This is a genomic window from Enterobacter sp. SST3 (genome assembly GCF_000286655.1).
Lineage (GTDB): Bacteria > Pseudomonadota > Gammaproteobacteria > Enterobacterales > Enterobacteriaceae > Enterobacter > Enterobacter roggenkampii.
The window spans coordinates 24,271-50,599 of sequence record NZ_ALNS01000027.1 but is presented as its reverse complement, the minus strand read 5'-3'; the positions used below and the strand labels follow the sequence as shown (position 1 = coordinate 50,599).

The following is a 26,329-nucleotide window of genomic DNA, read 5'->3' as shown; positions in this document are numbered from 1 at the left end:
GAACAATGCATATCCCGATGAAAAAAATGCTTCTGATTTCTCTGCTGTCGGCGCTGGGCAGCGCTGGAGCAATGGCGGCGGAGCAATCCCATTTTGAACATTTTATTACCCGCGACGGCGCTCAACTAAAAGATGGCGATCAGGTTTTCCGCTTTGCCGGGATCCACGCGCCAGAATTGCACCGAATTGAAGATGACGCGCGCGGAACCTGTAAAGCCGATCCTCGCGGTTGGGGGCAATATTTTAAATGGCCAACCGCTGAAGAGCAGGAGAACTGGATCAAGGCGATGGTGAAAACTGGTGCGAAAGCCCAGCGCGTATATGTACTTTCCGTTCAGCAGGAGAATGATGCTGACTGCGCCCGTGAAACGCATATTCTTGCACCCGCCACGCCAGACGGTATGCCACGGCTGAATGAAACGGCGATGAAAGTCTACGACAACATGATTGCCGAAGCAGACAAGCAGGGACTGCGCTTGATCCTGCCATTTATTGACCACTGGTGGTGGTGGGGGGGCCGTGAACAGCTCGCCGCATTTTATGGTGAAAAGCCGGAAGATTTTTATCGTACCGACAGTAAAACCTACAAAGCTTACCAGGATGTGATTCGTCAGGTTATTACACGCACCAACTCCGTAACCGGGCGTCATTACTATGATGAAAAAGCCATTATGGCTTGGGAAACCGGTAACGAACTGGAAGATACCAACGCGGCATTTCTGACAGAAACGGCGGCATGGATCCGCAAATGGGCACCGCATCAGCTTATTGTTGACGGGACGTACAAGAAGATTAACGACTTCTCGTTGAGCGATCCGAACGTCGATATCATCAGCAACCACTATTACACCAATGCTGACAACAACCATCCCGAACAGGTGCGTAAAGATCTGGAAGCGATTGGCGGTAAAAAAGTGTATCTGGTCGGTGAGTTTGGCCTGCTGGACCATAAAGATCTTAACAGCATTATGCAGTCCATCGTGCATACCGAGGTGAACGGTGCGAAGGCGGCAGGCGGTTTTATCTGGGGCTTCCGCGGCCATCGTCATGACGGCGGATTCTACTGGCACAAAGAGTATACCGGTCATTACAGCTATCACCTGCCGGGCTTCCCTGTCGAAGGGAAAGCAAATCAGGAAATGGAAGTTGTGGGTCTGGTACGTAATGCGTCTGCGCAAATGGCGGGCCTTGAAAAAGCGCCTGCACTGCCTGTGCCGGAAGCCCCGAAGCTGCGGGCATCTGATTCTCCGTTTGCCATCAACTGGATGGGGGCGCCGGTAGGCCGTACTTACGATATTGAGCGGGCATCCAGTGCGAAAGGACCGTGGGCCGTTGTCGGCCACGACATTTCTGACGGGGTGAATGAATGGGATCCGGCCAAAATGGATCTCTTCCGCGACGACTACCGCAGTCTGCAACTCGGCAAAACCTATTACTACCGCGTGATCGCGAAGAACGAAAGTGGAGACTCTTCTCCGTCAAACGTCATTAGCATTAAGCATTCGCAGAAAAATCTCGCACCGCAAATCACACTGAGTGAGGCGCTGACCACCACAGTGGATAAAGGTGTACAGCTTCACGGAGCCTGGACGGATGACAATCTGCCGGACCGGCAGGTGAAAACTGGCTGGAGTAACGGGGGAAACAAGAACGTTCATTTCTGCGACGCGGGCAAAGACGATACTCGTGCCTGGTTCTCGGCACCTGGAGATTATGTACTGACCTTTACCGCCGATGATGGATTGCTGGAAAGCAGTAAAAAGCTGAACGTTTCTGTTAAAGAAGCGGCGGGCAAAATCCCTGCGGATTACTGCAACTTTGGCGGCGGGGCGATGGATGTAAAACAGGGAAAACTGAACATCGTGAAAAGCAATGAAAATCAGCTTGCTATCGGTGATGACGGTTTCCTTGGCCCATTCGCGAATGAAGGCGACAGTGTGAGCTGGCAAGTGAATGCACCGTGGGCCGGGAAATTTGCCCTGCATGTGAAGTTCAACGCCAAATGGGGCGGTAAGAAAAACTCATTCATGGTGAACAAAGGCACGCCGATTGGCATTGAATTCCCGCAAACCGATGAGAAAGGACAAGACATGATTGTGCCGGTCGTTCTCAACGCTGGGGAGAACACCATCACGTTCGGGAAGTTGTCCGGTGACTGGGGCTATATGTTTATTAAATCCATTGAAGTGACTGCAGAGTAGTTGTTTTGGCTGCGCCCTTTGGGTGCAGCCCTTTTTTTCTCAAAGGAGGCGTTATGACCCGGTATCAATTTCCCGAAGGGTTTTTCTGGGGGGCTGCGGCATCTGGACCGCAAACGGAAGGAGCAGCATGTAAGGCACACCGTTCCATCTGGGACAGCTGGTTTGCTGAGCAGCCGGAGCGGTTCTATCAGCAAATTGGTCCGCAGAGCGTTTGCGAGACCTACAGTAAATTCAAAGATGACGTGAAACGGATGAAGCAAACAGGGTTCAACTCGTTTCGTACCTCCATTCAGTGGTCGCGGTTGATTGATGATTTTGAAACGGGTGCACCGAACGCAGAGGCAGTCCAGTTTTATCATAGCTACTTCGATGAGATGATCGCCAACGGTATCGAGCCGATGATTAATCTTTATCATTTCGATATGCCGGAGGCGTTACAAAAACAGTACGGGGGTTTTGAGTCGTCATACGTAACAGAACTCTTCTCCCGCTTTGCTCGAACAGCGTTTGAACTGTTTGGCCATAAAGTGAAATACTGGATAACCTTTAATGAGCCGATTGTGCCGGTTGAAGGCGGTTATCTCTATGACTTCCATTACCCGTGCAAAAAAGACGGTAAGCTTGCGGCACAGGTTGCGTTCAATATTATGCTGGCCCACGCGAAAGCGGTGCAGGTGTATCGTGAACTGGAACTGCCGGGGGAAATTGGCGTCGTCCTGAACCTGACACCCTCGTATACCCGAAATGACAGCGAGGAGGATAAAAAAGCTGCGTGGTACGCTGATCTGCTTTTTAATCGCAGTTTCCTTGATCCGCTGGTTAAGCATGAGTTCCCAAAGGAGTTGTGTGAAATTCTGGCTATGCACGATTGTCTGCCTGAAATAAAAAAAGCAGATGTAGACTTGATTACCGATTCGCAGGTTGATTTCCTCGGCGTTAATTATTACGTTCCGCGACGGGTTAAAGCACGGGAATGTCCGTATGAGCTCGATTACTTTACGCCAGAATATTATTTCGAGAACTATATTGACCCTGAGGGTCGCTTCAATCCTTATCGCGATAATAACGAAATCTATCCACAGGCGATTTATGATATTGCCAGCAACATTCGCGATAATTACGGCAATATTAAGTGGTATCTGGCTGAAATAGGCATCGCCATGGATGTGCAGTCGGAAGGCCCGGTTCAGGCCGATGGCGTTATTGATGATATGTTCCGCATCGAGTTGATGGAAGAACACCTTGAACAACTCCATCACGCCATTAGCGACGGTGCAAATTGTTTTGGTGTACATCAGTGGACGTTTATCGATAACTGGTCATGGATAAATAGCTTTAAACGTCGATACGGGTTCTGGCGCCTGGATTTGGAAACCGGAGAACGGAAAATAAAACGCAATGCCATCTGGTTTGCTGAACTGGCTGCAAGCAACGGATTTACCCCCGGTACATTTGGAAGGGGCGTTAAATGAAACCTTCTTTTTATCGTCTGAGAAACGGCATTAAAAATTATGCCTGGGGTAGTCGGACGGCTCTAAACACGTTGTTTGGGGTACCTAATCCTGATGAACAACCGCAGGCTGAGATGTGGATGGGCGCGCATCCGGCAGGGTGTTCAGAAATAGAAACCGGGTCAGATTCTGTTTCGCTGCTTGAAGCGATTGCACAATCTCCTGGGACTGTTTTGGGTGCCCGAACGGTAGAGAAATTTGGCCAGCTACCGTTTTTACTGAAAATACTTTCAGCAGAAACAGCGCTTTCCATTCAGGTTCATCCTGATAAACGTCTGGCGGAAGAAGGATATGCACAGCAAGGGAATCGGACCGGAGAAGATTATAACGATGCGAATCACAAACCTGAGCTGGTTTATGCCATCACGCCTTTTATGGCAATGAATGGTTTTCGCCCTTTTCAGGAAACCGTGAATCATTTTCTTCGTCTTAATGCGCCTGAACTGATGCCTGCACTGGCTGAATTCCGTGGAAACCTGACAGGCGAAGGATTTAAACACTTCTTTGTAAGCCTGATGCAGCTTGCTCAGCTTGAAAAAGATAGCGTCCTGAAACAGTTACAGGTGAGCCTCGACAGCGGCGGTTTTACGCATTTGCAGAGTTTTATCACTCGTCTGATGCGTGACTACCCTGGTGATATCGGCATTCTCGCTCCCCTGTTCCTACACTGCATTACGCTTGAGCCAGGCGAAGCCATGTTTTTACGTGCCGGAACGTTACATGCATACGTGCATGGAACTGCTGTCGAAGTGATGGCCTGCTCCGATAATGTACTACGTGCGGGGTTAACACCTAAGAAAATTAATCTTCCTGAACTGGTGAAATGTACAGTCTTTAGGGAAACACAGGAACAGGAACTGAGACTGTCGTCAAATGATACCGGAATTGAACAGCATTATTCTGTACCGGTAGATGATTTTTGTTTTTCAGTTATTGGAAATTGCCAGCAAAAACATGTTGAAGTCGACAGCGCACAAATTCTGCTTGTACTCAGCGGCATCACAACGTTACGTGATACGAGCGGTGATGAAATGACGTTGTTCGCAGGTCAGTCGGTATTTATACCGGCATTTACTGCTTCCTATTCTATTACAAAAAACGAACTATCTTGCTTAGTACGATGCTGAATATCTGCAACTTCATTGGCACACGTTAACCTGAGGTAATATATATAAATCCCGCATGGTGTATGTACGCCAGGCGGGCTTGCCTGGTTACCCGATAACCAAAGATGACCAGGAAGATGAGTTCAACCAGTTTTCTATTTCAACAGAGAAATTGGGCCTTCCACCTCATTAGATGTTCATCCTCGTGCTTCAGTTGAAGCACTTGGCGAGCAGTGACATGCTCCTCATGACTCAAGTGGCTTGTTAAATCATAACTAAAGTTCATTTAGTCCGAGCGGACGTTTGTCTTTAACCCAATCAACTACAGTATTGCTTATTTCTGTCAGCGCTCAAGGCTTGTCATTCACACAACCTTTATTATGAGGTAGTCGTGTAGTGGGACGCTGACAACTTTATCACGCTGTACAGCGCTCCTATTGATTGCCGGACAGGTAATATCGTTGTGTAAGTAGCGCGAGTGGATCAAACCTGTTTATGAGAAAGTAATTATCACAGTCTTTTTTTACTGGCAGCATGTTTTATATTCGGATTAATAACGGTTTTGAGTTCTTTATTTTCCCTCTGTGCAAGGTAGGCAAGGATTTCAGTACGTATGTCCTGTTCTTCAATATCATTAATGTTCACCTTAACATTGTTTCTTATAAACCATTTAATAATTTCCTTGTTTTTTAAACTGACAAGCGGGGTGTCATACCATGAACATAGATTGACATGGCGGAAATCAATGACTTTTTGTGCTTCAGTAATGAATTTTTTAATGTCTTTGTTGGGGTATTTTACTACGCACCGCTCATTAATTTTGTAATCAATATTCTGACTTTGCAATATTTTAATAAGCTCAAGGCAGCCAAAAGTAAGGCGATTAAAAGTTAATGGTCTGGATTTAATAAGGTTAATGAAAGGCGTAAGCACGCTGAGACACTGATCAAGTTGAGAGTTGCTGAATATCATGGTCTGTATGTATTCAAAGACGGTTTCCCCATTGTTATTAACTTGATTTATATCACAGCCATTTTTGATTAAAATGTCTGTAATTGGTTTTTTATAAGGGTGAAAAATTAAGCTGTTCCCATTTCGATCCTGTATGTCAGGATCAAGGCCCGCAGCGAAATAAACATCCAGTAAGTCAGCATCTATGCCGATAATGTTAATGGAATTATGACCATATATATCCCTTTGGTTAACATTGATACCTTTCTTAATCAGCAGACGCTTAACGTCAGCCTCACAGACGTAGAAAAGGGCATTTCTTCCATAGCTGTCAGTGTGGTTAATATCAATACCACTGTCGATGAGTTCTCTGGCTGAGCTTTCGTTGGTTGCAAAGAAAAGCGCATTTTTATCTTCAAGTTCAGTATGGTTTATGTTGATTCCATGTTTTACCAGTAACCGGGCAGATTCAGCGTCATTGGTGTAAAAGAGCGCATTTCTGCCCAGCGTGTCTGTATGGCTGATATCAATCCCGTTCTCAGTCAGTACCTTCATAGTTTCTGGGCAGGGTGCATAAAAAAGTGCATTCCTGTTGAACGTGTCAGTATGGTTAATGTTTATTCCGGCACTAATCATTGCTTTCATAAGCTCAGGGTATTTGCAATGAAACAATGCATTCTGGTTCGATGAACTGAGCATATTTATATCCACCCCTACCTTTAATAGTTTTTTGAGTTCTGCGGGCGATTTTATTTTGAAGAGGTTCAGCGTGTTTTTATTTTGTGATTTATGGTTCATGTTTTTATCTCCTTTGTTATAATGTCAAATAACAATAATCAATGAATTTTTGTTTTTCAAATTTATTTTTAATTATTTTAAATGCGAATGATGAAATTCTATTGCATATTAATATGAGAGATAACTTTCTGACATAAAGATAAGAGAGTGATAATTGAAAAATAACGTCTGAATCGATAGCTGTTTGGTATTCGAATCGATTATGATTTGGCATGCGTCTCAGACGGTGGTTTGAAATATGTAATAATGTGGGATCAGCTTAGATGCTGATCCCATATAGTCTGCAGAGGAACGTGCACAGTATTAACGTATCAGCAGAATGAACAGCATTACAGGCATGAGGCACCGGGGCCTGCTTTTCTTTTCTGACCGAAGGGAAGAAAAGCAAGGGCAATCCGGAGAAGCAAGCGCAGCGGCTTCGCAGGGTTAGCCCTTGCTTCTTTTATAATTGGCATTATTCATTCAAGAACAATAGGATCTTCGCTTGTACAAGCGAAGCTATAATAAAAAATCAATTAATTATTTTAAAAGTATTAAGCAAGAACCTATTGACATTCGTAAAATAAAAGTTATTTTTAATGTATGCCATAAATAAAAAGTTTTATGTCATAGGTATCCTGCACTATGTGCAGTTAATGTGCCACTTGTCCCATATATGGGAATATTGGAAAGGTTACTTTGTTTTGAAGTAGCCTTTCGTCCTTCAATATTCACGATTACTTATTGCTATTACCAAGTCCAGTCGAATCGAAGAACATCTTTTATCTGAAACGACTCCTAATACCAGGTTAAAGCCACAATATCTCTCGCATAAGTAGACCAAAGAAAAATTATGATATTAACTATGTGATTTTTTTTAGTGTTAAGTTGAATAATTAAATACTGGAGAGTTTTCTGTACACTACTAATTGCTGGTTCATCTGTTCTGCCGCTGATGTTTCTGACTAATCTCCCGGTGACACAGAACTGTCCCTCTCTACCAGCCTTTATTCGACTCAATATCCGGCTGCTGATACGCAATTATCCCTTCGCATCAATGACTGACTCTTAAACGTAATGCTTTGGTTGCTGGCGTATCTGACAGCTTCTTCGGCGTGAAGGTCGTTGTGTAAGTATACTTCTTGGTTTATTTAGGCTATATAAAACCATGACTATGACTGGCTGTTTTCAGTAAGAGTCTTATCATCCAAAGAATTTATTCTAGAAATTCTTTTTAACTCATTAAGATAATCAACCTCGTTTTCTAAGAACCAATGAAGAACTTTAGAGTTGCCAAGTAATTTATTAATATATGACTGGATTATAACGAATTTCAACATATCTGAACCATACTCGGTTTGAAGTTTTTTTGTTTCTTCCGAAGTTGTTGCCATTTCTTGTTCCAGACGAAGTATGGTTTTTTTTATGTCCTTTTTATAGGGAGTGTTTTTCCCTTTATTTACTATCATCGATGACGGTGTTGCATCCAAGATGCTCATTGCAAATTTTTTACTATAATTATCAAAATTAATCATTGTACCGACTGCTTCAATTTGACGAATTGGCTTCATTTTCCTCAAAACGTCAAATGTAGCCTTAGGTATAGGTTTATCAGAAAGTTTCGCAATTACACTTGGATCTATGCCGTTCATCACATTAGCTTTATCTTTTATGGCATCAACAGATATGCCCAAAGCAGCACTAAGTTTTTCAATTGATACTTTTGCCAGAGACTTAATTATCATTCTATGTTCTTCAACTACATTTATATGATTCACTTGTTTGTTAGGAGTGAAAGCATCATCTATGCTCGAAAGTATACATGGAGCTTTTTCTATACCTAAGTCTTTTAAAGCCTCAACCCTTAAATGGCCATCAAGTATCTTAGTGACATCTTTATCTTTGTCATAGAATACTATTATTGGTTCAATAATACCCAAGCTTTCGATAGAGGTAACTATTTGATGATATTTATGGCTTCGCTTTACGTTTTCTAATAATTCCTTAGATGGAATTAACTTATTAGTTTCCAGGTAAATAAAATTTTCGCCAAAACGTATCTGAATCATTTTGATACCTCTTTGTTTACTGGGTTTAATATCTGAGATGGTAGTTCTGAAAGATTCTCTTGTTCAAGTATATTTTGAAAGCTTTTATTCATCATTATGATGTTAAAAATCTCATTTACTATTAGTAGATTGGTTTTTATAAATTTCGAGTTGTTATAAACAGATTTATGTTCAGCGATACTATTTTCATAAAGCTCAATCAACTCCTCTGCAGTCATCCTTTTTGATGGTTTGTGATAATAAAATCCGGCTGCTTTTGCACCTTTATTCCCAACTGTTCTTTGATTTAGAATGTATTTTATCTTTATAATGTCCCGACTTTTTATTAATTTTTTATCATATGCTTCGGTAAGAATATCTTGTGCTTCCTCAGTTTCACATCTTGCAAATTGCACTGCGAGATACAGAGGCAAATTACCCCGTTCGACTGCTGAGAGAAGTTTATGCTCTCCCTTATCAAGAAGCATATTAATACTGCTCACCCAGTTCGATGAATATCCAGTAATCTCACTTATTTCGGAGTCTGAAAGTCCTCTGATTTTCATGTCTTTAATCACCTGTAATAACTCATTAGAACGTGGTCTTCTCCTTGCAATGTTTTCAACTAAACTCATAACGTAAGCATCTTCTTCTGATACATCTCTTATAATTGCTGGAATAATAGTTTCACCTAATGCAACAAGAGCCTCTATTCTCCCTTGACCACAAATTAAAGCATATTTGAAATCGTCTTCATCAATAGCTCTTACGCTTATAGGCTTGCTTAATCCTCTTTTTTTTATGCTTTCCTTTATTTCTTCATGCACTACCTTATTTCTTGTTCGTGGGTTAAGAAATTTTATTTTTGCAATCTCAATTTGAATTATTGGGAATTCATTTTTTTCAGGCAGCATATAGTTCCCTCACTTTCATGCGAGTAATAATTTGTAGAAATTTATCAAGATTATCAAATCTATAGAGATCTAACCGAATGTTGTTTGTTTCCATCATACACATTTTACTATATTCGTTTTCAAACTTTGGTATGATATAAAAATCAAGAGGTGAAATATTTTGTGAATTCATTCGTATAACAATTGTTATGTCTGCTTTCTGTGAGTTATCAAACCGGACTTTCCATCTAAGTTTACCTGATTTCATATGTATGCATTTAGTAACAAGGACGGAAATTAAAAACTCATCATTGATGTAAAGCATTGGGGAATATTTATACTCGTCTATATGACAGTTACTTTTTAATATTTCGCCCTTAAAATCCTCAATTATTTCTGAGTAAAATGATCTTAGTGCTTCATTTATTTGGAGATAGCTGTAATCATGTTCTGGCTTATAACCAATCAAAGTATATGCTCTTAAAAGACCACCAAATCGGGTTCTGTAAACAGAAGATGAAGGGCCTGTATCATCTTCATCAATGATAAAGCCTGATAGTTTTCCATTAGATTCTAATTTTTCTTTTAGCTTTTCTAATAGATCTTCATTAGTCAAATGAATGGATCGGAGCTGAATTATTTCTTGAGCTTTATTATATTTTTTCTTTGAAATAATAGGTTTATATGCCTTGTCACATCTAATCCATTCATGTTTGGGGTTTTTTACAAGCCTACTTTTTAGTTTAGATGAGGTTTTGTTATATATGTTGTTTCCAATATATTTTTCATTTGTCAAAATTTGATGTATTTTTGCACGAGTCCATGATGTTCCATTTTCTGCAGGTATGCTTTGTTCATTTAATCTCTCAGCAATAATGAATTCTGGGACGTTACTATCTATAAAGAGATCATAGATTCTATTTACAATTTTTATTTCATTTTTTGGTCCCGGAATTAATATTACCCTATCTGTTTGAATACTCTTTCTTTTGCGGAAATTCAATATTTCTTTAGCTATGCCATTTTCGTCTACTAAAAGACGTCTCAGCCCATAACCAGCCATACCGCCTTGATGATAACCAAGCTTTATTAAATTTACTTGCCCTATAAATACCTTTTCAGATAAATTCCTGCTGTGATATGCAGCACTTGATCTTTTTATATTCAGTATAACAGAGGACTCTAAAGGGAAATCTTTAGTGGGTATAGGTTCGGAACAATATATAAGATTTACACCATTTCTTTCAAATAGAAAGGAATAATATGCAGCTTCATCACTATTTTGAAAACGACCAAAACGGCTCACATCATAAAATAATACAGCCTGTATATCTATTTTCTTTTGTTCTACATCGCTAAGTAACTGCTGCAATGAATGCCTGCCTACGATACTGACTCCGCTCTTACCTGCATCATCGTAGGTATAAGCGATTTCCATATTGTTCTTTTCAGCATAATCTTTTATATATTCGGACTGATTATGTAAAGAATATTGCTGATGGTCGGTAGACATTCTCAAGTACTGTGCGACCCTAACTCTATGATTTTTTTCATTTCCGCTAGCCATGCACAAAACCTCATGGATGATTCAATACAATGTAGAGGATAAAATTGATCAAATTTTAACCGAATTCAACTGTTTTATCATTGATTAGAGCGAATTTGGTAGATCTTCGAGGTGTATGATAATCGAGAAGAGATGTGAATTATTTAGCTGATATGACCGACAGCTTTCGTTATGTGGCCTCAAGGTACCCATTTGTAAAGGCTATGCTTAGTCCACATAGGTTAATGGTGTGATCCTTAATTCTTCAAATAAATCAAGATAGTTAACCCATCATGGAAGAGTTATGCGGCAATAACTTTGTATTTTTGAGACGAAACATAGTCACTCCACCATTGCATGAGAACCACACGTTCTGTGAGATACTCTGCACGATTGTAGGCTGCAATTATTTCATCTTTTTTCGAATGGGCAAGGGCGGCTTCTAAGACATCAGTTCTAAACTTGCCACACTCCTCAGCAGCCGTTCTAGCGATTGATCGCATACCATGAGCTACAAGCTCACCTCCGAAGCCCATACGGATTATAGCCGCATTAGCTGTTTGTTCATGCATGTGATTGAGTGGAGCTTTGATACTGGGAAAAACCCACTCTCTATGCCCGCTGATGGCTTTCATTGAATCCAAGACTCGCAAAGCTTCTTTGCTCAGTGGGACTTTGTGAGGCTTCTTCATTTTCATAAACTCCGCCGGGATGTTCCACATGCCGGTTTCTATATCAATATCTGACCATCTTGTGCGAACAGCTTCACCAGGGCGAACCCATGTGAGAAGTTGCCACTCAATCAGTAGCCTTGTTTCTAAACGGATAGAAGCATTGTTTAGAGCAACCAGGAAGCGGGGGAGTTCGGAAGGGGGTAATGCTGGCATATTCTGTTTTTTTGGCTTGCTGAACCGTTGCCCCAGGTTGTCAGCCGGATTGAATTCTATGAGTTCTTCTGTTGCTGCATAGCGGAAAATTTCATTCAGGCGGGATATGATGCGGCGAAGTGTTTCAAGGACACCTCGTTTTTCTATGGGGTCTAAATGCTGTTTAAGCATTTTAGGGCGAATCTCCTTAATGGGGGTATCACCCAACGTTGGAAAGATATTTCTCTCTAGGCTTCGCCAGATGTCGTTAGCATGATCCTGGGAGATGCCTGACGTTTTGACTTTCTCATCAAGCCACTTCTTGGCTACTGCTTGAAATGTATGTTCCGTTGCATCCTTAAGGGCATTGGCTTTGTGGGTGTTATGAACTTGTGGGTCTATACCATTTGAAAGCAACGACAAGTACTCATCACGTAAAGCTCGTGCCTTCGCAAGTGTAAGGTGAGGATAGGTTCCTAAGCTCACCTTAGTTCGCTTTTTGGTCACAGGCACTGCATATCTGAAATACCAATTTTTCTTTCCTCCCTTCGCTAAGGGGGCGATTCGCAGGAGCAAACCATCGCCGTCAAAAAGGTTAACCTCTTTCTCGGCAGGTTTGGTGCTTTTGATTTCAGTGTCAGTGAGCTTCTTAGCGATTTTTGCCATGTTTGGGACCCTCATGTTTTGGACCCTTTGTGTTGGGTCCCAAAAAGGGTGCCATAACGAGTAGATTCTAGCAATTCTCGGTAGACTACTATAGACGTAAAAAAGCCCACAAGGCTGGTTCCATGCGGGCTTGATAGACTTCACTGAACTTCAATATATCAAAAATTGGTGGAGCTGGCGGGAGTTGAACCCGCGTCCGAAATTTCTACATCCTCGGTACTACATGCTTAGTTTGTCTTTACATTCGCACGCCAGCTGCGGACAGACACGCCACTAACGAACTAGCCTGATTAGTTTTAACGCTTCAACCCCAGGCAGGGCTTCCACGCGATCTCTTTTGGGTTTGACCTCTCTTTGATCCCCGTCTTAAGAGCGGAAGCTAGGGAGAGAGGGCTCAGAGCAGGTTATTAAGCTGCTAAAGCGTAGTTTTCGTCGTTTGCGACTATTTTTTTGCGGCTTTTAACGAGGCAAACCGCCCCTCGGCATGCACCTTGGGTTTCGCAAATCCCGTCGAATCCAGAATCAGCCCCAATAGTGTTGGACTGAGTATACCAGATTTCACTTCCTGGATACCAGCCCGGAACGCTAACTTATTGAATAGTACAATAAGTGTGCAGAATCAACGTCCTGCGTTTTTCATAATGCGCGCTTTGTCCAGCTGCCACTCGCGCTCTTTCAGGTCAGTACGTTTGTCGTGCTGTTTTTTACCCTTCGCGACGCCAACTTTCACTTTGCACCAGGCGTTTTTCCAGTACAGCGACAGGGCGACCACGGTGAAACCTTCGCGGTTGATGCGTCCGTAGAGGGATTCCAGCTCACGCTTGTTCAGCAGCAATTTGCGCGTGCGCGTAGGGTCACACACGTAGTGTGAAGAGGCGACGGTCAGCGGCGTAAAGTTCGCGCCGAACAGGAAGGCTTCGCCATCTTTCAGGATGACGTAGCTATCGCCGATGTTGGCTTTCCCGGCGCGCAGCGATTTTACTTCCCAGCCCTGCAACGCAAGGCCAGCTTCGAATTCTTCTTCAATGAAATACTCGTGGCGAGCACGCTTGTTGAGCGCAATGGTCGCCGAGCCTGGTTTATGTGCTTTTTTCTTCGTCATAAGTGTCGTAAAGCCGTCGGTAATCTGATTTCAAAAAGTCACCTCATTGCGTCCTGTGAGGTCTAACGCGCTATCTTAGCACGAGATGAGGCTTAGCGTTTTTTTAACAGGTGATAAATGTTATTATTTGTCCGTTGTGTGACCATGGGAAATGCTATGCCTCAGATTAGCCGTACTGCGCTTGTGCCTTACAGCGCGGAACAAATGTATCAGTTAGTGAACGATGTTCAGTCTTATCCAGAATTTATTCCGGGATGCACCGGGAGCCGCGTTCTGGAGTCTGGCCCGACGCAGATGACCGCGGCGGTGGATGTCTCCAAAGCGGGGATCAGCAAGACGTTCACCACCCGTAATACGCTGACAAACAATCAGAGTATTTTGATGCATCTGGTGGATGGTCCGTTCAAAACCCTGATGGGAGGCTGGAAGTTTACGCCGCTGAGCGCTGACGCCTGCCGCATTGAGTTCCATCTGGACTTCGAGTTCACCAATAAGCTGATTGAGCTGGCGTTTGGCCGCATCTTTAAAGAGCTGGCATCGAATATGGTTCAGGCGTTCACCACCCGCGCCAAAGAGGTTTACAGTGTCGCATAAGATTGCTGTAGAAGTGGTTTATGCGCTGCCGGAGAAGCAGTATCTGCAGCGCGTGACGCTGGAAGAGGGGGCGACCGTTGAGGCGGCCATCCGTGCTTCCGGCATCCTCGAGCTTCGCAGCGATATCGACCTGGCGAAGAACAAGGTCGGGATTTACAGCCGTCCGGTGAAGCTGGGCGATGTGCTGAAAGAGGGCGACCGGGTGGAGATTTATCGTCCACTGATTGCCGACCCGAAAGAGCTGCGTCGCCAACGCGCGGAGAAGGCCAGTAAGTAGCGCTTTCTTCCCCGGTGGCGCTGCGCTTACCGGGGCTACGATTCTTCGTAAGAACTCAGATACAAAAAAGGTGCTCAATGAGCACCTTTTTGCATTTCTGACACCGGATTATTTAGTCAGGGCAGGCTTGTTGTCGATGTTGGTCAACACACCGGCGCTGCTGAAGGTCAGCGTCAGGGTCTGCTGGGTCGCATCTTCATGGCCCGGCTTCTGGCGGAATACATAGAACCAGGTGTTAGTGCCGAACGGATCGGACATCATCGGGGTTCCCAGTGCATAAGCGACCTGCTGTTGTGTCATCCCCACGCGGATTTTGGACACATCGTTAGGGGTAAGGTAGTTCCCCTGGTTGATGTCAGGACGGTAAACCACTTTCTCCAGAGTGGAACAGCCTGCGGTCAACATCAGAAGAACCGCTGCGGCAGCGGTCAGCATTTTACAACGCATAGTGATTTGATTCCTTTTCGGGCCCGAGCAGAACGCGGCTCATATGTAATATGCCGATGATAATAGACCTTGCCCCACTTTGAAACCGGTCTGGCGGCGTTTTTGTTGTTCTGTATGACCCTGAGATCCCGAAAAAGTTTATGCCGCCAGCAGTTCTTTCGCGTTCGCGAGCGTGTTACGCGTGACTTCGCTGCCGCCGAGCAGGCGTGCCAGCTCCTGCAGACGCGCACGTTTATCCAGCGGCTTCATGTGCGTTTCGGTCATTTCGCCGTCGGTTTCTTTGCTGACAATAAAGTGATGATGACCGCAGCCCGCGACCTGCGGCAGGTGGGTGACACACATCACCTGCGTGGATTCGCCGAGCTGGCGCAGCAGTTTACCCACCACCGCCGCCGTCGGGCCGCTGATGCCGACATCCACTTCATCGAAAATCAGCGCCGGGGTGTCCATTTTACGCGCGGTGATCACCTGAATCGCCAGCGCAATACGTGACAGTTCACCGCCGGAGGCCACTTTGGAAATCGCCTGCAGCGGCTGCCCCGGGTTGGTGGTGACGCGGAATTCGATGCGATCCGCACCTTCCGCCGTCAGGTGATTCTCTTCAAAGCGAACGTCAATGGTGAAGACGCCATGCGGCATCGCCAGCGTGTGCATGCTGTCGGTAATGTGCTGGCTTAACTCCTGAGCATAGTGCTGACGAATTTCATGCAGCTTTTGCGCTGTCGCCAGCGCCTGTTCATGGTGCAGATTCACCGCCAGAGAGAGGGTCTCCTGCGAGTCAGCCTGATCGTCAAGCTGCTGCTGCTCGTCCAGCAGAGACTGATAGTAGCCCGGCAGCTCTTCCGGCGTAACGTGGTGCTTGCGCGCCAGCGAGATCTGACGGGAGATACGCTGCTCCAGCTCAAAAAGACGGTTCGGGTCGAGATCCAGACGCTCACAGTAGTGGCGAAGTTCGTCACCGGCTTCAGAGATCTGAATGGCCGCCTCTTCCAGCATATCCAGGACGCCAGACAGTTTGCTGTCCATGCCGACCAGTTCGGTAAGCAGCTGACGGACGTTATAAAGCTGGCTCTGCAGGTTCACGTCTTCGCCATCCGCGAGCAGGTTGAGCGCATTCTGGCTGGTTGAGAGCAGATGTCCGCTGTTCGCCAGGCGCTTGTACTCTTCGTCGATTTGCTCAAACTCACCCGCCTGCGGGTTAAATTCGTTCAGCTCTTTGAGCTGGTATTCCAGCAGCTCCGCACGGGCGGCGCGCTCCTGGCTTTGCTGCTGGTGCTGAGCGAGCTCGCGGCAGCTCTGATGCCACTGGCGATAGTGCTCCGCCATAAGCTGAGTAAGCGCGTACTCACCCGCATAGCCATCCAGCAGCGCTTTCTGCTGTTCGGGTTTAACGAGTTGCTGATGCGCGTGCTGACCGTGGATCTGGATAAGCAGCTGGCCGAGTTCACGAAGCTGGGAGAGCGGGACCGCCGTACCGTTGATAAAGCCGCGTGAGCGACCGTCGCTGCTGATCACACGGCGAAGTAAACACTCACGTCCATCTTCAAGCTGGTTCTGCTCCAGCCAGCGCTGAGCAGCAGGGGTGTCTTTCAGGGAGAAGCGGGCGCACAGGTCGGCACGGTTTGCGCCCATGCGCACCATGTCGCCCTCGGCGCGGCCGCCAAGGCACAAGCCGAGGGCATCAATGGCAATGGATTTACCCGCACCGGTTTCCCCGGTGATCGCCGTCATGCCGCTGTGGAAATCGATCTCAAGCTCACGAACAATGGCAAAGTTGCTGATGGTCAGTTGTGCCAGCATAATTGTTTTCCTGTATGAAAAACCATGACTGTGTTTTCATACAGTATAAACTGGTTTTTTATACAGTAAAGTACTGGATGCTAAATCAGAACAATTTTTTTGACCAGCCAAGCTTCGAACTTAATGTATTGAAATAGCTGTAATCTTTCGGGTGAATCAAATTCAGGTGGTAATCACACCGGCGAATAAGCACATCTTCACCTTCCTGGATCGGCAGCGCAATCTGGCTGTCGCAGCTGATCTCCAGGTCGTTACGACGGTGCGAGAAGCGCAGACGGATCGTGCTGTCGCCGTTGATCACCAGCGGGCGGGCGGAGAGCGTGTGCGGGAACATCGGTACCAGGGTAATGGCATCCAATGAGGGCGTCAGGATCGGGCCGCCGGCAGAAAGCGAGTAGGCGGTTGAGCCGGTCGGTGTCGAGATAATCAGCCCGTCGGAACGCTGGGAGAAGGCAAAGATCTCGTCGATATAAACTTCGAACTCAATCATGTGCGCCACTTTGCCAGGGTGAAGGACAACCTCGTTAATGGCGGTGCTGATGCGTTTCTGGCAGTCCTGCTGGCACACCTGCGCTTCCAGTAAAAAGCGTTTTTCACTGATATAGTGGCCTTCCAGCACGTCGGCCAGCTGCTGCTGCGCATTGTCCGGGTCCAGGTCGGTTAAAAAACCGAGATTGCCACGGTTGATACCGATGACCTTGATGTCATAACGCGCCAGCGTGCGGGCCGCGCCGAGCATGTTGCCGTCGCCGCCCACCACCACGGCGAGATCGGCCTGTTGGCCAATCTCTGCCAGCGTGCCGGTTTTGACGCTCTTCAGCTGCAGTTCCTGGGCAATCTGCTGCTCGACCATCACTTCATAGCCTTTGCTACACAACCAGCGATACAACATTTCATGTGTCGTTAGTGCGGTAGGGTGACGCGGATGCCCGACGATCCCAATACACCTGAAATGATTATTCATTTTCTGGAGGTCCTTGTGCCTGATGAATGATGACAATCTGTCTTGTTCCCTTGAATCCCGGAAACTGATCCCCATAATAAGCGAAGTTAGCGAGATGAATGCAGAAAAACGCGGAGAAATTCATGAGTAGTAAAGAACAGAAAACGCCTGAGGGGCAAGCCCCTGAAGAAATTATCACGGAACAGCACGATGAAGTTGAGGCTGTAGAGCCAGACGCATCTGCTGAGCAGGTGGACCCGCGCGATGAAAAAATTGCGAATCTGGAAGCCCAGCTGGTAGAAGCACAGAATCGCGAACGCGACAGTGTTCTGCGCATCAAGGCGGAAATGGAAAACCTGCGTCGTCGTACCGAGCAGGACGTTGAGAAGGCGCATAAATTTGCGCTGGAGAAATTCGTCAACGAACTGCTGCCGGTGATCGATAGCCTCGATCGTGCGCTGGAAGTGGCTGACAAAGCGAATCCGGACAACGCCGCAATGATCGAAGGTATCGAACTGACGCTGAAATCCATGCTCGACGTAGTGCGTAAGTTTGGCGTGGAAGTGATTGCCGATACCGACGTTCCGCTGGATCCAAACGTTCACCAGGCCATTGCGATGGTTGAATCTGAAGAGATTGAAGCCGGTAAAGTGCTGGGCGTGATGCAGAAAGGCTATACCCTGAACGGCCGTACCATCCGCGCTGCGATGGTGACCGTGGCGAAAGCGAAAGCGTAATTCGCTATCCATAGTGCCGGGTAGCGGCGTTCGCCTTACCCGGCCTACAACCTTACTCCGCGATACTTTCGCGCAGGGGTTTAACGGGCAGGACTTTCACCTGCTTGATCATATTGTCTTGCACGTCCAGGATATCAATATCGTACTGCTCGATGCGCACCCGCGTGCCCGCCGCCGGGATCTCTTCCAGCGCTTCCAGAATCATCCCGTTAATGGTGCGAGCCTCATCTTCCGGCAAATGCCAGTTAAAGGCTTTGTTGAGTTCACGAATGTTCGCGCTTCCGTCAATCAGCACTGAGCCGTCGTTTTGCGGGGTGACCTCTTCCGCGAGGGAAGGCGACATGGAGGTGGTAAAGTCCCCGACAATCTCTTCCAGAATATCTTCGACCGTCACCAGCCCCTGGATATCGCCGTACTCATTGACCACCAGGCCGACCTTCTTCTTGTTGCGCTGGAATTTCACCAGCTGCGTGCTGAGCGGTGTTCCTTCCGGCACGTAATAAATTTCGTCGGCGGCGCGCAGCATCACCTCTTTGGTGAACTCTTTTTTCTCGGTCATCAGACGGTAGGCTTCGCGCACGCGCAGCATGCTGATGGCGTCATCCAGCGAGTCGCGGTACAGCACAATGCGCCCGTGCGGAGAGTGCGTTAGCTGGCGAACGATGGCTTTCCAGTCGTCATTGATGTCGATACCGACGATTTCGTTACGCGGCACCATGATGTCGTTCACGCTCACCTTTTCCAGATCCAGCACCGACAGGAGCATGTCCTGATTGCGCCGGGAGATCTGCGAGCGGGATTCATTCACGATAGTGCGCAGCTCCTCTTTGCTGAGCGCGCTGCTGATGGTGACGTCGGCTTTGATTCCCACCATCCGCATCAGGACGCGCGTCACCATGTTCAGCAGCCAGACCAGCGGCATCATCAGGATCTGCAGTGGTGCCAGCAGGAAGCTGCTCGGATAGGCGACCTTTTCAGGGTAAAGCGCGGCGATGGTTTTTGGCAGCACTTCGGCAAACACCAGCACCACGAACGTCAGCACGCCGGTGGCAATTGCGACCCCGGCGTTGCCGTACAGGCGCATCCCGACGATGGTGCCGAGCGCAGAGGCCAGAATGTTGACGAGGTTGTTGCCGATGAGCACCAGGCTAATCAGGCGATCCGGCTTGCGGAGCAGTTTTTCAACGCGACGGGCGGCGCGGTTACCCTGTTTAGCACGATGACGTAACCGGTAGCGGTTCAGGGTCATCATGCCGGTTTCCGAGCCGGAGAAATAGGCGGAGATGACCACCATGACGATCAGGATAACGATCAGCGTGGTGGTTGAGATGTGTTCCAGGGGGAACTCCTTTGTTTCTTAGCCAGCAAATTGCTGTATGAAGCGGCTGCCAAAATAGGCAAGGGTGAGAATGCCCGCACCCGCGACGTTGAACCAGACCACGCGACGACCGCGCCAGCCTTCATGATAATGGCCCCATAACAGGACAATATAGACAAACCACGCGATGATGGAGAGCACCGCTTTATCGATATTCTCCACGCTGAACAGGTTCTTCATGTAAAACAGCCCGGTGCAGAGCGTGAGCGTCAGCAGCACCACTCCCACCTGGGTGATGTGGAACATCTTACGCTCAATCACCATCAGCGGCGGCATTTCATGGTTAAACGCCAGTTTTTTGTTTTTCAGCTGGTAGTCAATCCAGGCGAGCTGCATGGCATAAAGCGCGGCGATGATCAGCGTCGCGTAGGCAAAGAGCGACAGGCCGATATGCACCAGCATCCCCGGCGTCGCCTCCAGATGCGTAATGAACTCATTAGGCATAAAGGTGGCGAGGGCCAGATTGATCAGCGCGAAGGTGTAGACAATCGGCAGCAGCAGCCAGCCGCGATTTTTAGACGCGACGATGGTCATTACCGTACAGATCATCAGGCTGACCAGCGAGCCGACGTTCAGCACGCTCAGGTTTTGCACGCTGCCGTCGCCGGGGATAATGCGTGATTCCAGCGCAAAGGCGTGGCTAATCAGTGCGATCACCGCCGAAAGAATAGCCATGCGCCGCCAGCCGCTGTTTTTTTGCAGCAGTCCGGGAATAATCAGCGCGAGGCTGACAGAGTAGGCAACAAGGGCGATCAGTGCGAAAACAGGCATATAGGCATCGACAGTTGTCTTAATAAGAAAGAGAAGCAGTATAACGTTACGTGACGCCTGCTCCAACCGTTGCATAACAACAAAGGCGCCTTCATGTTATACTCCGGCAAAATTCTGTGTATGTGTCGCTCATGGCGGCCCAACGTTTCTACTCAGGCGAGAGACAATGTTTGATAATTTAACCGATCGTTTGTCGCGCACGCTGCGCAACATCAGCGGCCGCGGACGCCTTACTGAAGACAACATCAAGGAAACGCTGCGCGAAGTGCGCATGGCGCTGCTGGAAGCAGACGTGGCGTTGCCGGTTGTTCGTGATTTTATCAACCGCGTGAAAGAGAAGGCGGTTGGTCATGAAGTTAACAAGAGCCTGACCCCGGGTCAGGAGTTCGTCAAAATCGTTCGTAACGAACTGGTTTCGGCGATGGGCGAAGAGAACCAGGTGCTTAACCTGGCGGCTCAGCCACCGGCCGTGGTGCTGATGGCGGGCCTGCAGGGCGCGGGTAAAACCACCAGCGTCGGTAAGCTGGGTAAATTCCTGCGCGAAAAGCACAAGAAGAAAGTGCTGGTGGTCTCTGCGGACGTCTATCGCCCGGCGGCGATCAAGCAGCTGGAAACCCTGGCAGAGCAGGTTGGCGTGGATTTCTTCCCGTCCGACGTGGCGCAGAAGCCTGTCGACATCGTTAACGCCGCGCTGAAAGAGGCGAAGCTGAAATTCTACGACGTGCTGCTGGTGGATACCGCCGGTCGTCTGCATGTTGACGAAGCGATGATGGACGAGATCAAGCAGGTGCATGCCTCTATCAACCCGGTAGAGACCCTGTTTGTCGTCGACGCTATGACCGGTCAGGATGCGGCGAATACCGCGAAAGCGTTTAACGAAGCGCTGCCGTTAACCGGCGTGGTGCTGACCAAAGTGGACGGTGACGCCCGCGGCGGTGCGGCCCTCTCCATTCGCCACATCACCGGCAAGCCGATCAAATTCCTCGGCGTGGGCGAAAAAACCGAAGCGCTGGAGCCGTTCCACCCGGATCGTATTGCCTCCCGTATCCTCGGCATGGGCGACGTGCTGTCGCTGATCGAAGATATCGAAAGCAAGGTTGACCGCGCGCAGGCCGAGAAGCTGGCCAGCAAGCTGAAAAAAGGTGACGGTTTCGATCTGACTGACTTCCTTGAGCAGCTGCGTCAGATGAAAAACATGGGCGGCATGGCCAGCCTGATGGGCAAACTGCCGGGCATGGGCCAGATCCCTGACAACGTGAAAGCACAGATGGATGACAAGGTGCTGGTGCGTATGGAGGCGATCATCAACTCGATGACCCTTAAAGAACGCGCTAATCCGGACATCATCAAAGGTTCCCGTAAACGCCGTATTGCAGCCGGTTGCGGCATGCAGGTGCAGGACGTTAACCGCCTTCTGAAACAGTTCGACGACATGCAGCGCATGATGAAGAAAATGAAGAAAGGCGGCATGGCGAAGATGATGCGCGGCATGAAAGGGATGATGCCTCCCGGTTTTCCAGGGCGTTAATCGCTTTTGAGATTGCTTTTTGCCCGAAAATGAGTAAAATTTTCGGGCTTTTAATATGACACCCGGGCTCCGTTCCTCGATGGGGCCCGGTTGTTTTATTCACACAAGAGGATGTTATGGTAACTATTCGTTTAGCACGTCACGGCGCTAAAAAGCGTCCGTTCTACCAGGTTGTTGTGACTGACAGCCGTAATGCACGCAACGGTCGCTTCATCGAGCGCGTTGGTTTCTTCAACCCACTGGCCGCTGGCGCAGAAGAAGAAACTCGTCTGGATCTGGATCGTATCGCTCACTGGGTTGGCCAGGGCGCTACTGTTTCCGATCGCGTTGCTACGCTGATCAAAGCAGCAAACAAAGCAGCTTAATCTGTCACGGTGGTCATGATGAGCAATAAAGCACCTGTTGAACCGATCGTATTGGGAAAAATGGGTTCTTGCTACGGTATCCGTGGTTGGCTCAGAGTGTTTTCCTCCACTGAAGACGCTGATAGCATTTTTAATTACCAGCCCTGGTTTATCCAGAAAGGCGGTAAGTGGGAAGAGGTCGAGCTGGAAAGCTGGCGTCACCACAATCAGGACATCATCATCAAGCTGAAAGGCGTTGACGATCGTGATGCCGCGAATGCGCTGACTAATTGTGAAATTGTCGTGGATTCGTCGCAGTTGCCACAGCTGGAAGAGGGCGACTACTACTGGAAAGACCTTATGGGTTGCCAGGTAGTCACTACTGAAGGCTACAGCCTGGGGAAAGTCATCGATATGATGGAAACCGGGTCAAATGACGTTCTCGTCATTAAGGCAAACCTGAAAGATGCATTTGGCATCAAGGAGCGGTTGGTCCCGTTCCTCGATGGACAGGTTATCAAGAAAGTCGATCTCACTACTCAAACCATTGAAGTAGATTGGGATCCTGGTTTTTAAATTCTCCGGATAAACGGTAAAAGACGGCGCTATGTGGATTGGCATAATTAGCCTGTTTCCTGAAATGTTCCGCGCGATTACCGATTACGGGGTAACTGGCCGGGCAGTAAAGAATGGCCTGCTGAGCATCCAGAGCTGGAGTCCGCGTGACTTTACTCATGACCGGCACCGTACCGTGGACGATCGTCCTTACGGCGGCGGACCGGGGATGCTAATGATGGTGCAACCCTTACGGGACGCCATTCACACAGCAAAAGCCGCGGCAGGTGAAGGCGCAAAGGTGATTTATCTGTCACCTCAGGGACGCAAGCTTGATCAAGCGGGCGTCAGCGAACTGGCGACGAATCAAAAACTGATTCTGGTTTGTGGTCGCTACGAAGGGATAGATGAGCGCGTAATTCAAACCGAGATTGACGAAGAATGGTCTATCGGCGATTACGTTCTCAGCGGTGGTGAGTTACCCGCAATGACGCTGATTGACTCCGTCGCCCGGTTCATTCCGGGAGTACTGGGCCATGAAGCTTCGGCAACGGAAGATTCCTTTGCCGATGGATTGCTGGACTGTCCACACTATACCCGTCCTGAAGTGTTAGAAGGAATGGAAGTACCGGCAGTGTTACTGTCTGGAAACCATGCCGAGATACGTCGCTGGCGTTTGAAGCAGTCGCTGGGCCGAACCTGGCTTAGAAGACCTGAACTTCTGGAAAACCTGGCTCTGACTGAAGAGCAAGCAAAGTTGCTGGCCGAGTTCAAAACTGAACACGCGCAACAGCAGCATGAACATGATGGGAATGCGTAATACGCTCCCGAATATCAGTTTACCCAGGATAAGAGATTAAATTATGAGCAACATTATTAAGCAACTTGAACAAGAGCAGATGAAGCAGGACGTACCTTCCTTCCGTCCAGGTGACACCGTGGAAGTGAAAGTATGGGTTGTTGAAGGTTCCAAAAAACGTCTGCAGGCATTCGAGGGCGTGGTTATCGCTATTCGTAACCGCGGTCTGCACTCTGCATTCACTGTTCGTAAAATTTCCAACGGCGAAGGCGTTGAGCGTGTCTTCCAGACTCACTCTCCGGTAGTTGACAGCATTGCTGTTAAACGTCGTGGTGCTGTACGTAAAGCTAAACTGTACTACCTGCGTGAGCGTACTGGTAAGTCTGCTCGTATTAAAGAGCGTCTGAACTAATAACGCGCTTTCGCAACATCCGAAAGCTTGTAGAAAACAAGGGGTTAGCGTAATGCTAGCCCCTTTTTTATTGGCGATGGCGGCAAATTGGCGGCAGAGATTAGCGCTTTGGCGATAGAAATAAAAAAAACCTGCCGGAGCAGGTTCAAAGCCACAGATTACCCTGATTATATTTTGAGGGGTGGGGCGGGGCTGGCACTACTTCACCTGGCTTCATTATGTACCTTGCAAGTGTTTCGTGTGTTACAAAAGTACAGCCACAGTTTATGTTTTGGCACTGATGATAACGCTCTTTTGTTTCAGTGCTTAAGTACCGGCTCGATCTGGCGTGTGACGCCTCCTGACATAATGGACAGTGCATCATAATTTTATCCCCCTCTCATGACCTAGTCGGGATGATAAACCCCAAACTTGCATTTGCAAGTTAAAGTTTGCTTTATTTAATCGCTGACTTGCTCGTACTCCACATCCGAAACCTTAACCTCAAGCTCTAAGCCCGTCGTGTAGCCGTTCCCGTTGAGGTTATGCACCACCCGGCTGATTATCCAAGCCTGCTCGTCTATAACGCGCTTAAAGCCTTTCACCGCGACTGGCGTTTCAGGAAATAAATCTGCCCGACCGATCGCCAGCGAGATTGAAAACTCCGCGACACCGCGCTGCAGCCTGTCCCACTTCGCCTGAGCGGCGCGCATGGCCTGCGCCTTTGTCGCGTAGATGGTCGTCAGCTCCAGCACGTTGTCAGCCTCACCGACCATATACTCACCCTCGCGCGCTTCCTGCTCTTTTTGAGCTTTGGCCTTTGCCGGGGCTTTGGTCGCTTTCGGGTGCTGCAGCGCGCGGAGGTGCTGCTCTTTCGGTTTGCGCGTGAGCTTCACCTTTTGCTTTTGCGGCTTCGGGTCTTTGGTGTGCAGCCATTTTGCCGTAACGCCGGTATAGGCTTCCCGGTCAGCAATGGCAAACTGATGACGATCGCCGTCCCCGCGTTCTAAGGTCATTTGCGGAATGGGCTTCCCGCTGGCCGTCTTACAGCTCCCCGCTTTCAGGAATAACAGTTTCCCCGCTTTTACCGAAACCGCCGCCCCGTTCCGGTCTGCCAGACGGGACAGAAACACCGCGTCGGATTCCTGCGACTGGTCAATGTGAGGCACAGCGACGGCTTTCAGCATGTCGGCCACGCTGGCCGTCAGCTTATTGCGTGCCGCAATCGTCTCCACAATTTGCCCGAGCGTGGTGTCATGCCATGACTGTTCCCGGCGCGAGTTCAGCGTCCCGCGAAAATCGGCGCTGCGCCCCCGGATGGTCAGCGTATCAGGCGCGCCCCGGTGCTCGATTTCATCGACCGTGAAACTCCCCTTATTCAGCAAGGCTGAGCCCTGCCAGCCTAACCACAAGGTCAGATTTGCGCCTCTCGGGGGCAATTCGACAAGCCCGTCGGTGTCGTCGAGCTCGATATCGAGCTGGTCAGCCTCAAACCCGCGATTGTCGGTCATGGTGAGATTGATAAGCCGATCGCTGAAATTCTGCGTAATATCCGCACCGTCAAGCGTGAGCATAAACGCCGGGGCAACCTTCGCCCCGGCCTGAATATCCATTCCCGTAATCATCCCGCCATTCCTCCCAGCCAGTCACCGGCAGACGTGACCAGATTGTCGGCCTGCGTCTGCAGATCGCCATAAATGGACGCCAGCGATTTATCGACCCGCTTAAGCGACAGGCTAAACTCGATTTTTCTGGCCGCACCGTCGCTGAATAACTCGGTGTGGGTGTGCGTCACTTTGTCGATGACATACATGCCGTGGATGATGCCCGTTCCGTCTATCAGCGGCCACGCTCGCCCCTCGTCTGCCATCAGCTCGATGGCGGTCAGTGACAGACGTCCGCCGGTAATTTCGGGATAGAGAACACCCGACAGCGTGCGCGTGGTTTCCCCCTCCCCGAGATACTGGTATGCCGGTGGCTTGCCGATACGGTCATTTGACGCCCAGCGGTAGTCCTTCGAATACTGCATGGACTGATAGGGCAGCGTGCGGCGCTCAAATACAAATAAGCCCAAAACCATTAACATGCTTTATCCCCC

25 protein-coding genes, 1 other RNA gene and 1 pseudogene are annotated in these 26,329 nt (G+C 48.2%); 12 read left to right on the top strand and 15 right to left on the bottom strand.

Annotation, left to right across the window (positions count from 1 at the left end; all coding sequences use genetic code 11):
• The first annotated feature begins 5 nt into the window (after positions 1 to 5).
• From B498_RS05325 to manA, 3 genes are read left to right on the top strand one after another with little or no spacing between them, the layout of a single operon-like run.
• A complete protein-coding gene (locus B498_RS05325; RefSeq protein WP_008502513.1) occupies positions 6 to 2,201 on the top strand; it encodes a CBM35 domain-containing protein in 2,196 nt (731 codons plus the stop codon).
• A 53-nt stretch (positions 2,202 to 2,254) separates the two neighbouring features.
• Positions 2,255 to 3,673, top strand: coding sequence for a glycoside hydrolase family 1 protein (locus B498_RS05330; RefSeq protein WP_008502512.1), 1,419 nt, complete (start codon positions 2,255 to 2,257; stop codon positions 3,671 to 3,673).
• Positions 3,670 to 4,839, top strand: a complete 1,170-nt coding sequence (manA, locus tag B498_RS05335) for a mannose-6-phosphate isomerase, class I (protein ID WP_008502511.1) — start codon at positions 3,670 to 3,672, stop codon at positions 4,837 to 4,839. Before B498_RS05330 ends, manA begins: the two co-directional genes overlap by 4 nt.
• A gap of 489 nt (positions 4,840 to 5,328) precedes the next feature.
• Here manA and B498_RS05340 read toward each other — a convergent pair whose 3' ends face one another.
• Positions 5,329 to 6,567, bottom strand: coding sequence for an ankyrin repeat domain-containing protein (locus B498_RS05340; RefSeq protein ID WP_008502510.1), 1,239 nt, complete (start codon positions 6,565 to 6,567; stop codon positions 5,329 to 5,331).
• A 966-nt stretch (positions 6,568 to 7,533) separates the two neighbouring features.
• On the opposite strand from B498_RS05340, the pseudogene B498_RS23415 reads away from it, so the two are divergent.
• Positions 7,534 to 7,645, top strand: a pseudogene (locus tag B498_RS23415) (IS3 family transposase); the annotation flags it as partial.
• A 73-nt stretch (positions 7,646 to 7,718) separates the two neighbouring features.
• On the opposite strand, the gene B498_RS05345 reads toward B498_RS23415, so the two are convergent.
• The 6 genes from B498_RS05345 to smpB all read right to left on the bottom strand — a co-directional run bounded on the left by B498_RS05345 (position 7,719) and on the right by smpB (position 13,667).
• Positions 7,719 to 8,615 carry a ParB/RepB/Spo0J family partition protein gene (locus B498_RS05345; RefSeq protein ID WP_008502509.1) on the bottom strand — a complete coding sequence of 299 codons (897 nt, stop codon included), beginning with the start codon at positions 8,613 to 8,615 and terminating at the stop codon, positions 7,719 to 7,721.
• Positions 8,612 to 9,508 carry a ParB/RepB/Spo0J family partition protein gene (locus tag B498_RS05350; RefSeq protein WP_008502508.1) on the bottom strand — a complete coding sequence of 299 codons (897 nt, stop codon included), beginning with the start codon at positions 9,506 to 9,508 and terminating at the stop codon, positions 8,612 to 8,614. The genes B498_RS05345 and B498_RS05350 overlap by 4 nt, the downstream gene beginning before the upstream one ends.
• Positions 9,498 to 11,054 (bottom strand): recombinase family protein, encoded by a 1,557-nt coding sequence (locus B498_RS05355; RefSeq protein ID WP_008502507.1) that lies wholly within the window; start codon positions 11,052 to 11,054, stop codon positions 9,498 to 9,500. The genes B498_RS05350 and B498_RS05355 overlap by 11 nt, the downstream gene beginning before the upstream one ends.
• A gap of 281 nt (positions 11,055 to 11,335) precedes the next feature.
• Positions 11,336 to 12,565, bottom strand: a complete 1,230-nt coding sequence (locus B498_RS05360; RefSeq protein WP_008502506.1) for an integrase domain-containing protein — start codon at positions 12,563 to 12,565, stop codon at positions 11,336 to 11,338.
• A gap of 166 nt (positions 12,566 to 12,731) precedes the next feature.
• Positions 12,732 to 13,095, bottom strand: a transfer-messenger RNA (tmRNA) gene (ssrA, locus tag B498_RS22500).
• An 89-nt stretch (positions 13,096 to 13,184) separates the two neighbouring features.
• Positions 13,185 to 13,667 carry an SsrA-binding protein SmpB gene (gene smpB, locus B498_RS05365; RefSeq protein ID WP_008502505.1) on the bottom strand — a complete coding sequence of 161 codons (483 nt, stop codon included), beginning with the start codon at positions 13,665 to 13,667 and terminating at the stop codon, positions 13,185 to 13,187.
• A 156-nt stretch (positions 13,668 to 13,823) separates the two neighbouring features.
• Here smpB and B498_RS05370 point away from each other — a divergent pair, with 156 nt between their 5' ends.
• Together B498_RS05370 and B498_RS05375 are read left to right on the top strand one after the other, a co-directional pair.
• Positions 13,824 to 14,261, top strand: coding sequence for a type II toxin-antitoxin system RatA family toxin (locus B498_RS05370; RefSeq protein ID WP_008502504.1), 438 nt, complete (start codon positions 13,824 to 13,826; stop codon positions 14,259 to 14,261).
• On the top strand, positions 14,251 to 14,538 hold the full coding sequence (locus tag B498_RS05375) for an RnfH family protein (protein WP_008502503.1): 288 nt from the start codon (positions 14,251 to 14,253) through the stop codon (positions 14,536 to 14,538). Before B498_RS05370 ends, B498_RS05375 begins: the two co-directional genes overlap by 11 nt.
• Positions 14,539 to 14,646: 108 nt before the next feature.
• On the opposite strand, the gene bamE is transcribed toward B498_RS05375, so the two are convergent.
• The 3 genes from bamE to nadK form a co-directional block, all read right to left on the bottom strand.
• Complete coding sequence (gene bamE / locus B498_RS05380; protein WP_008502502.1) at positions 14,647 to 14,985, bottom strand: outer membrane protein assembly factor BamE; 339 nt, start codon at positions 14,983 to 14,985, stop codon at positions 14,647 to 14,649.
• Between the two features lie 138 nt (positions 14,986 to 15,123).
• Positions 15,124 to 16,785, bottom strand: a complete 1,662-nt coding sequence (gene recN, locus B498_RS05385) for a DNA repair protein RecN (protein ID WP_008502501.1) — start codon at positions 16,783 to 16,785, stop codon at positions 15,124 to 15,126.
• 85 nt (positions 16,786 to 16,870) lie between these two features.
• The gene (gene nadK, locus B498_RS05390; RefSeq protein WP_008502500.1) at positions 16,871 to 17,749 is read right to left on the bottom strand and encodes an NAD(+) kinase; all 879 of its coding nucleotides are present in this window, start codon (positions 17,747 to 17,749) and stop codon (positions 16,871 to 16,873) included.
• A gap of 122 nt (positions 17,750 to 17,871) precedes the next feature.
• Here nadK and grpE point away from each other — a divergent pair, with 122 nt between their 5' ends.
• Complete coding sequence (gene grpE, locus B498_RS05395) at positions 17,872 to 18,465, top strand: nucleotide exchange factor GrpE (RefSeq protein ID WP_008502499.1); 594 nt, start codon at positions 17,872 to 17,874, stop codon at positions 18,463 to 18,465.
• 52 nt (positions 18,466 to 18,517) lie between these two features.
• Here grpE and B498_RS05400 read toward each other — a convergent pair whose 3' ends face one another.
• The gene (locus tag B498_RS05400; RefSeq protein ID WP_025759264.1) at positions 18,518 to 19,804 is read right to left on the bottom strand and encodes an HlyC/CorC family transporter; all 1,287 of its coding nucleotides are present in this window, start codon (positions 19,802 to 19,804) and stop codon (positions 18,518 to 18,520) included.
• Between the two features lie 18 nt (positions 19,805 to 19,822).
• Positions 19,823 to 20,614, bottom strand: a complete 792-nt coding sequence (locus tag B498_RS05405; protein WP_032623031.1) for an inner membrane protein YpjD — start codon at positions 20,612 to 20,614, stop codon at positions 19,823 to 19,825.
• Between the two features lie 166 nt (positions 20,615 to 20,780).
• On the opposite strand from B498_RS05405, the gene ffh reads away from it, so the two are divergent.
• The 5 genes from ffh to rplS all read left to right on the top strand — a co-directional run bounded on the left by ffh (position 20,781) and on the right by rplS (position 24,252).
• Positions 20,781 to 22,142: a signal recognition particle protein gene (gene ffh, locus B498_RS05410; RefSeq protein WP_008502496.1), complete on the top strand. Its 1,362-nt coding sequence runs from the start codon at positions 20,781 to 20,783 to the stop codon at positions 22,140 to 22,142.
• Between the two features lie 116 nt (positions 22,143 to 22,258).
• Positions 22,259 to 22,507, top strand: a complete 249-nt coding sequence (rpsP, locus tag B498_RS05415; RefSeq protein ID WP_003863133.1) for a 30S ribosomal protein S16 — start codon at positions 22,259 to 22,261, stop codon at positions 22,505 to 22,507.
• Between the two features lie 15 nt (positions 22,508 to 22,522).
• A complete protein-coding gene (gene rimM, locus B498_RS05420) occupies positions 22,523 to 23,062 on the top strand; it encodes a ribosome maturation factor RimM (RefSeq protein ID WP_021241995.1) in 540 nt (179 codons plus the stop codon).
• 31 nt (positions 23,063 to 23,093) lie between these two features.
• A complete protein-coding gene (gene trmD / locus B498_RS05425) occupies positions 23,094 to 23,861 on the top strand; it encodes a tRNA (guanosine(37)-N1)-methyltransferase TrmD (RefSeq protein WP_008502493.1) in 768 nt (255 codons plus the stop codon).
• A 43-nt stretch (positions 23,862 to 23,904) separates the two neighbouring features.
• Positions 23,905 to 24,252, top strand: coding sequence for a 50S ribosomal protein L19 (gene rplS / locus B498_RS05430; protein ID WP_002914145.1), 348 nt, complete (start codon positions 23,905 to 23,907; stop codon positions 24,250 to 24,252).
• A gap of 145 nt (positions 24,253 to 24,397) precedes the next feature.
• Here the strand turns inward: rplS and B498_RS22485 are convergent, their stop codons facing one another.
• The 3 genes from B498_RS22485 to B498_RS05440 all read right to left on the bottom strand — a co-directional run bounded on the left by B498_RS22485 (position 24,398) and on the right by B498_RS05440 (position 26,317).
• Positions 24,398 to 24,616, bottom strand: a complete 219-nt coding sequence (locus tag B498_RS22485) for a DNA-binding transcriptional regulator (protein ID WP_032623023.1) — start codon at positions 24,614 to 24,616, stop codon at positions 24,398 to 24,400.
• Positions 24,617 to 24,692: 76 nt separating this feature from the next.
• On the bottom strand, positions 24,693 to 25,856 hold the full coding sequence (locus B498_RS05435) for a phage late control D family protein (RefSeq protein WP_008502492.1): 1,164 nt from the start codon (positions 25,854 to 25,856) through the stop codon (positions 24,693 to 24,695).
• Positions 25,853 to 26,317 carry a phage tail protein gene (locus B498_RS05440; RefSeq protein WP_008502491.1) on the bottom strand — a complete coding sequence of 155 codons (465 nt, stop codon included), beginning with the start codon at positions 26,315 to 26,317 and terminating at the stop codon, positions 25,853 to 25,855. Before B498_RS05440 ends, B498_RS05435 begins: the two co-directional genes overlap by 4 nt.
• Positions 26,318 to 26,329 lie beyond the last annotated feature (12 nt).

What these genes read in the sequence shown, in the direction of transcription:
- nadK (WP_008502500.1), bottom strand. Translation starts at nt 17,749, where the DNA reads ATGAATAATCATTTCAGGTGTATTGGGATCGTCGGGCATCCGCGTCAC.
- recN (WP_008502501.1), bottom strand. Translation starts at nt 16,785, where the DNA reads ATGCTGGCACAACTGACCATCAGCAACTTTGCCATTGTTCGTGAGCTT.
- ffh (WP_008502496.1), top strand. Translation starts at nt 20,781, where the DNA reads ATGTTTGATAATTTAACCGATCGTTTGTCGCGCACGCTGCGCAACATC.
- B498_RS05355 (WP_008502507.1), bottom strand. Translation starts at nt 11,054, where the DNA reads ATGGCTAGCGGAAATGAAAAAAATCATAGAGTTAGGGTCGCACAGTAC.
- B498_RS05370 (WP_008502504.1), top strand. Translation starts at nt 13,824, where the DNA reads ATGCCTCAGATTAGCCGTACTGCGCTTGTGCCTTACAGCGCGGAACAA.
- B498_RS22485 (WP_032623023.1), bottom strand. Translation starts at nt 24,616, where the DNA reads ATGATGCACTGTCCATTATGTCAGGAGGCGTCACACGCCAGATCGAGC.
- bamE (WP_008502502.1), bottom strand. Translation starts at nt 14,985, where the DNA reads ATGCGTTGTAAAATGCTGACCGCTGCCGCAGCGGTTCTTCTGATGTTG.
- rimM (WP_021241995.1), top strand. Translation starts at nt 22,523, where the DNA reads ATGATGAGCAATAAAGCACCTGTTGAACCGATCGTATTGGGAAAAATG.
- grpE (WP_008502499.1), top strand. Translation starts at nt 17,872, where the DNA reads ATGAGTAGTAAAGAACAGAAAACGCCTGAGGGGCAAGCCCCTGAAGAA.
- B498_RS05360 (WP_008502506.1), bottom strand. Translation starts at nt 12,565, where the DNA reads ATGGCAAAAATCGCTAAGAAGCTCACTGACACTGAAATCAAAAGCACC.
- B498_RS05435 (WP_008502492.1), bottom strand. Translation starts at nt 25,856, where the DNA reads ATGATTACGGGAATGGATATTCAGGCCGGGGCGAAGGTTGCCCCGGCG.
- B498_RS05440 (WP_008502491.1), bottom strand. Translation starts at nt 26,317, where the DNA reads ATGTTAATGGTTTTGGGCTTATTTGTATTTGAGCGCCGCACGCTGCCC.
- smpB (WP_008502505.1), bottom strand. Translation starts at nt 13,667, where the DNA reads ATGACGAAGAAAAAAGCACATAAACCAGGCTCGGCGACCATTGCGCTC.
- B498_RS05350 (WP_008502508.1), bottom strand. Translation starts at nt 9,508, where the DNA reads ATGCTGCCTGAAAAAAATGAATTCCCAATAATTCAAATTGAGATTGCA.
- trmD (WP_008502493.1), top strand. Translation starts at nt 23,094, where the DNA reads ATGTGGATTGGCATAATTAGCCTGTTTCCTGAAATGTTCCGCGCGATT.
- rpsP (WP_003863133.1), top strand. Translation starts at nt 22,259, where the DNA reads ATGGTAACTATTCGTTTAGCACGTCACGGCGCTAAAAAGCGTCCGTTC.
- B498_RS05345 (WP_008502509.1), bottom strand. Translation starts at nt 8,615, where the DNA reads ATGATTCAGATACGTTTTGGCGAAAATTTTATTTACCTGGAAACTAAT.
- B498_RS05340 (WP_008502510.1), bottom strand. Translation starts at nt 6,567, where the DNA reads ATGAACCATAAATCACAAAATAAAAACACGCTGAACCTCTTCAAAATA.
- rplS (WP_002914145.1), top strand. Translation starts at nt 23,905, where the DNA reads ATGAGCAACATTATTAAGCAACTTGAACAAGAGCAGATGAAGCAGGAC.
- manA (WP_008502511.1), top strand. Translation starts at nt 3,670, where the DNA reads ATGAAACCTTCTTTTTATCGTCTGAGAAACGGCATTAAAAATTATGCC.
- B498_RS05325 (WP_008502513.1), top strand. Translation starts at nt 6, where the DNA reads ATGCATATCCCGATGAAAAAAATGCTTCTGATTTCTCTGCTGTCGGCG.
- B498_RS05330 (WP_008502512.1), top strand. Translation starts at nt 2,255, where the DNA reads ATGACCCGGTATCAATTTCCCGAAGGGTTTTTCTGGGGGGCTGCGGCA.
- B498_RS05405 (WP_032623031.1), bottom strand. Translation starts at nt 20,614, where the DNA reads ATGCCTGTTTTCGCACTGATCGCCCTTGTTGCCTACTCTGTCAGCCTC.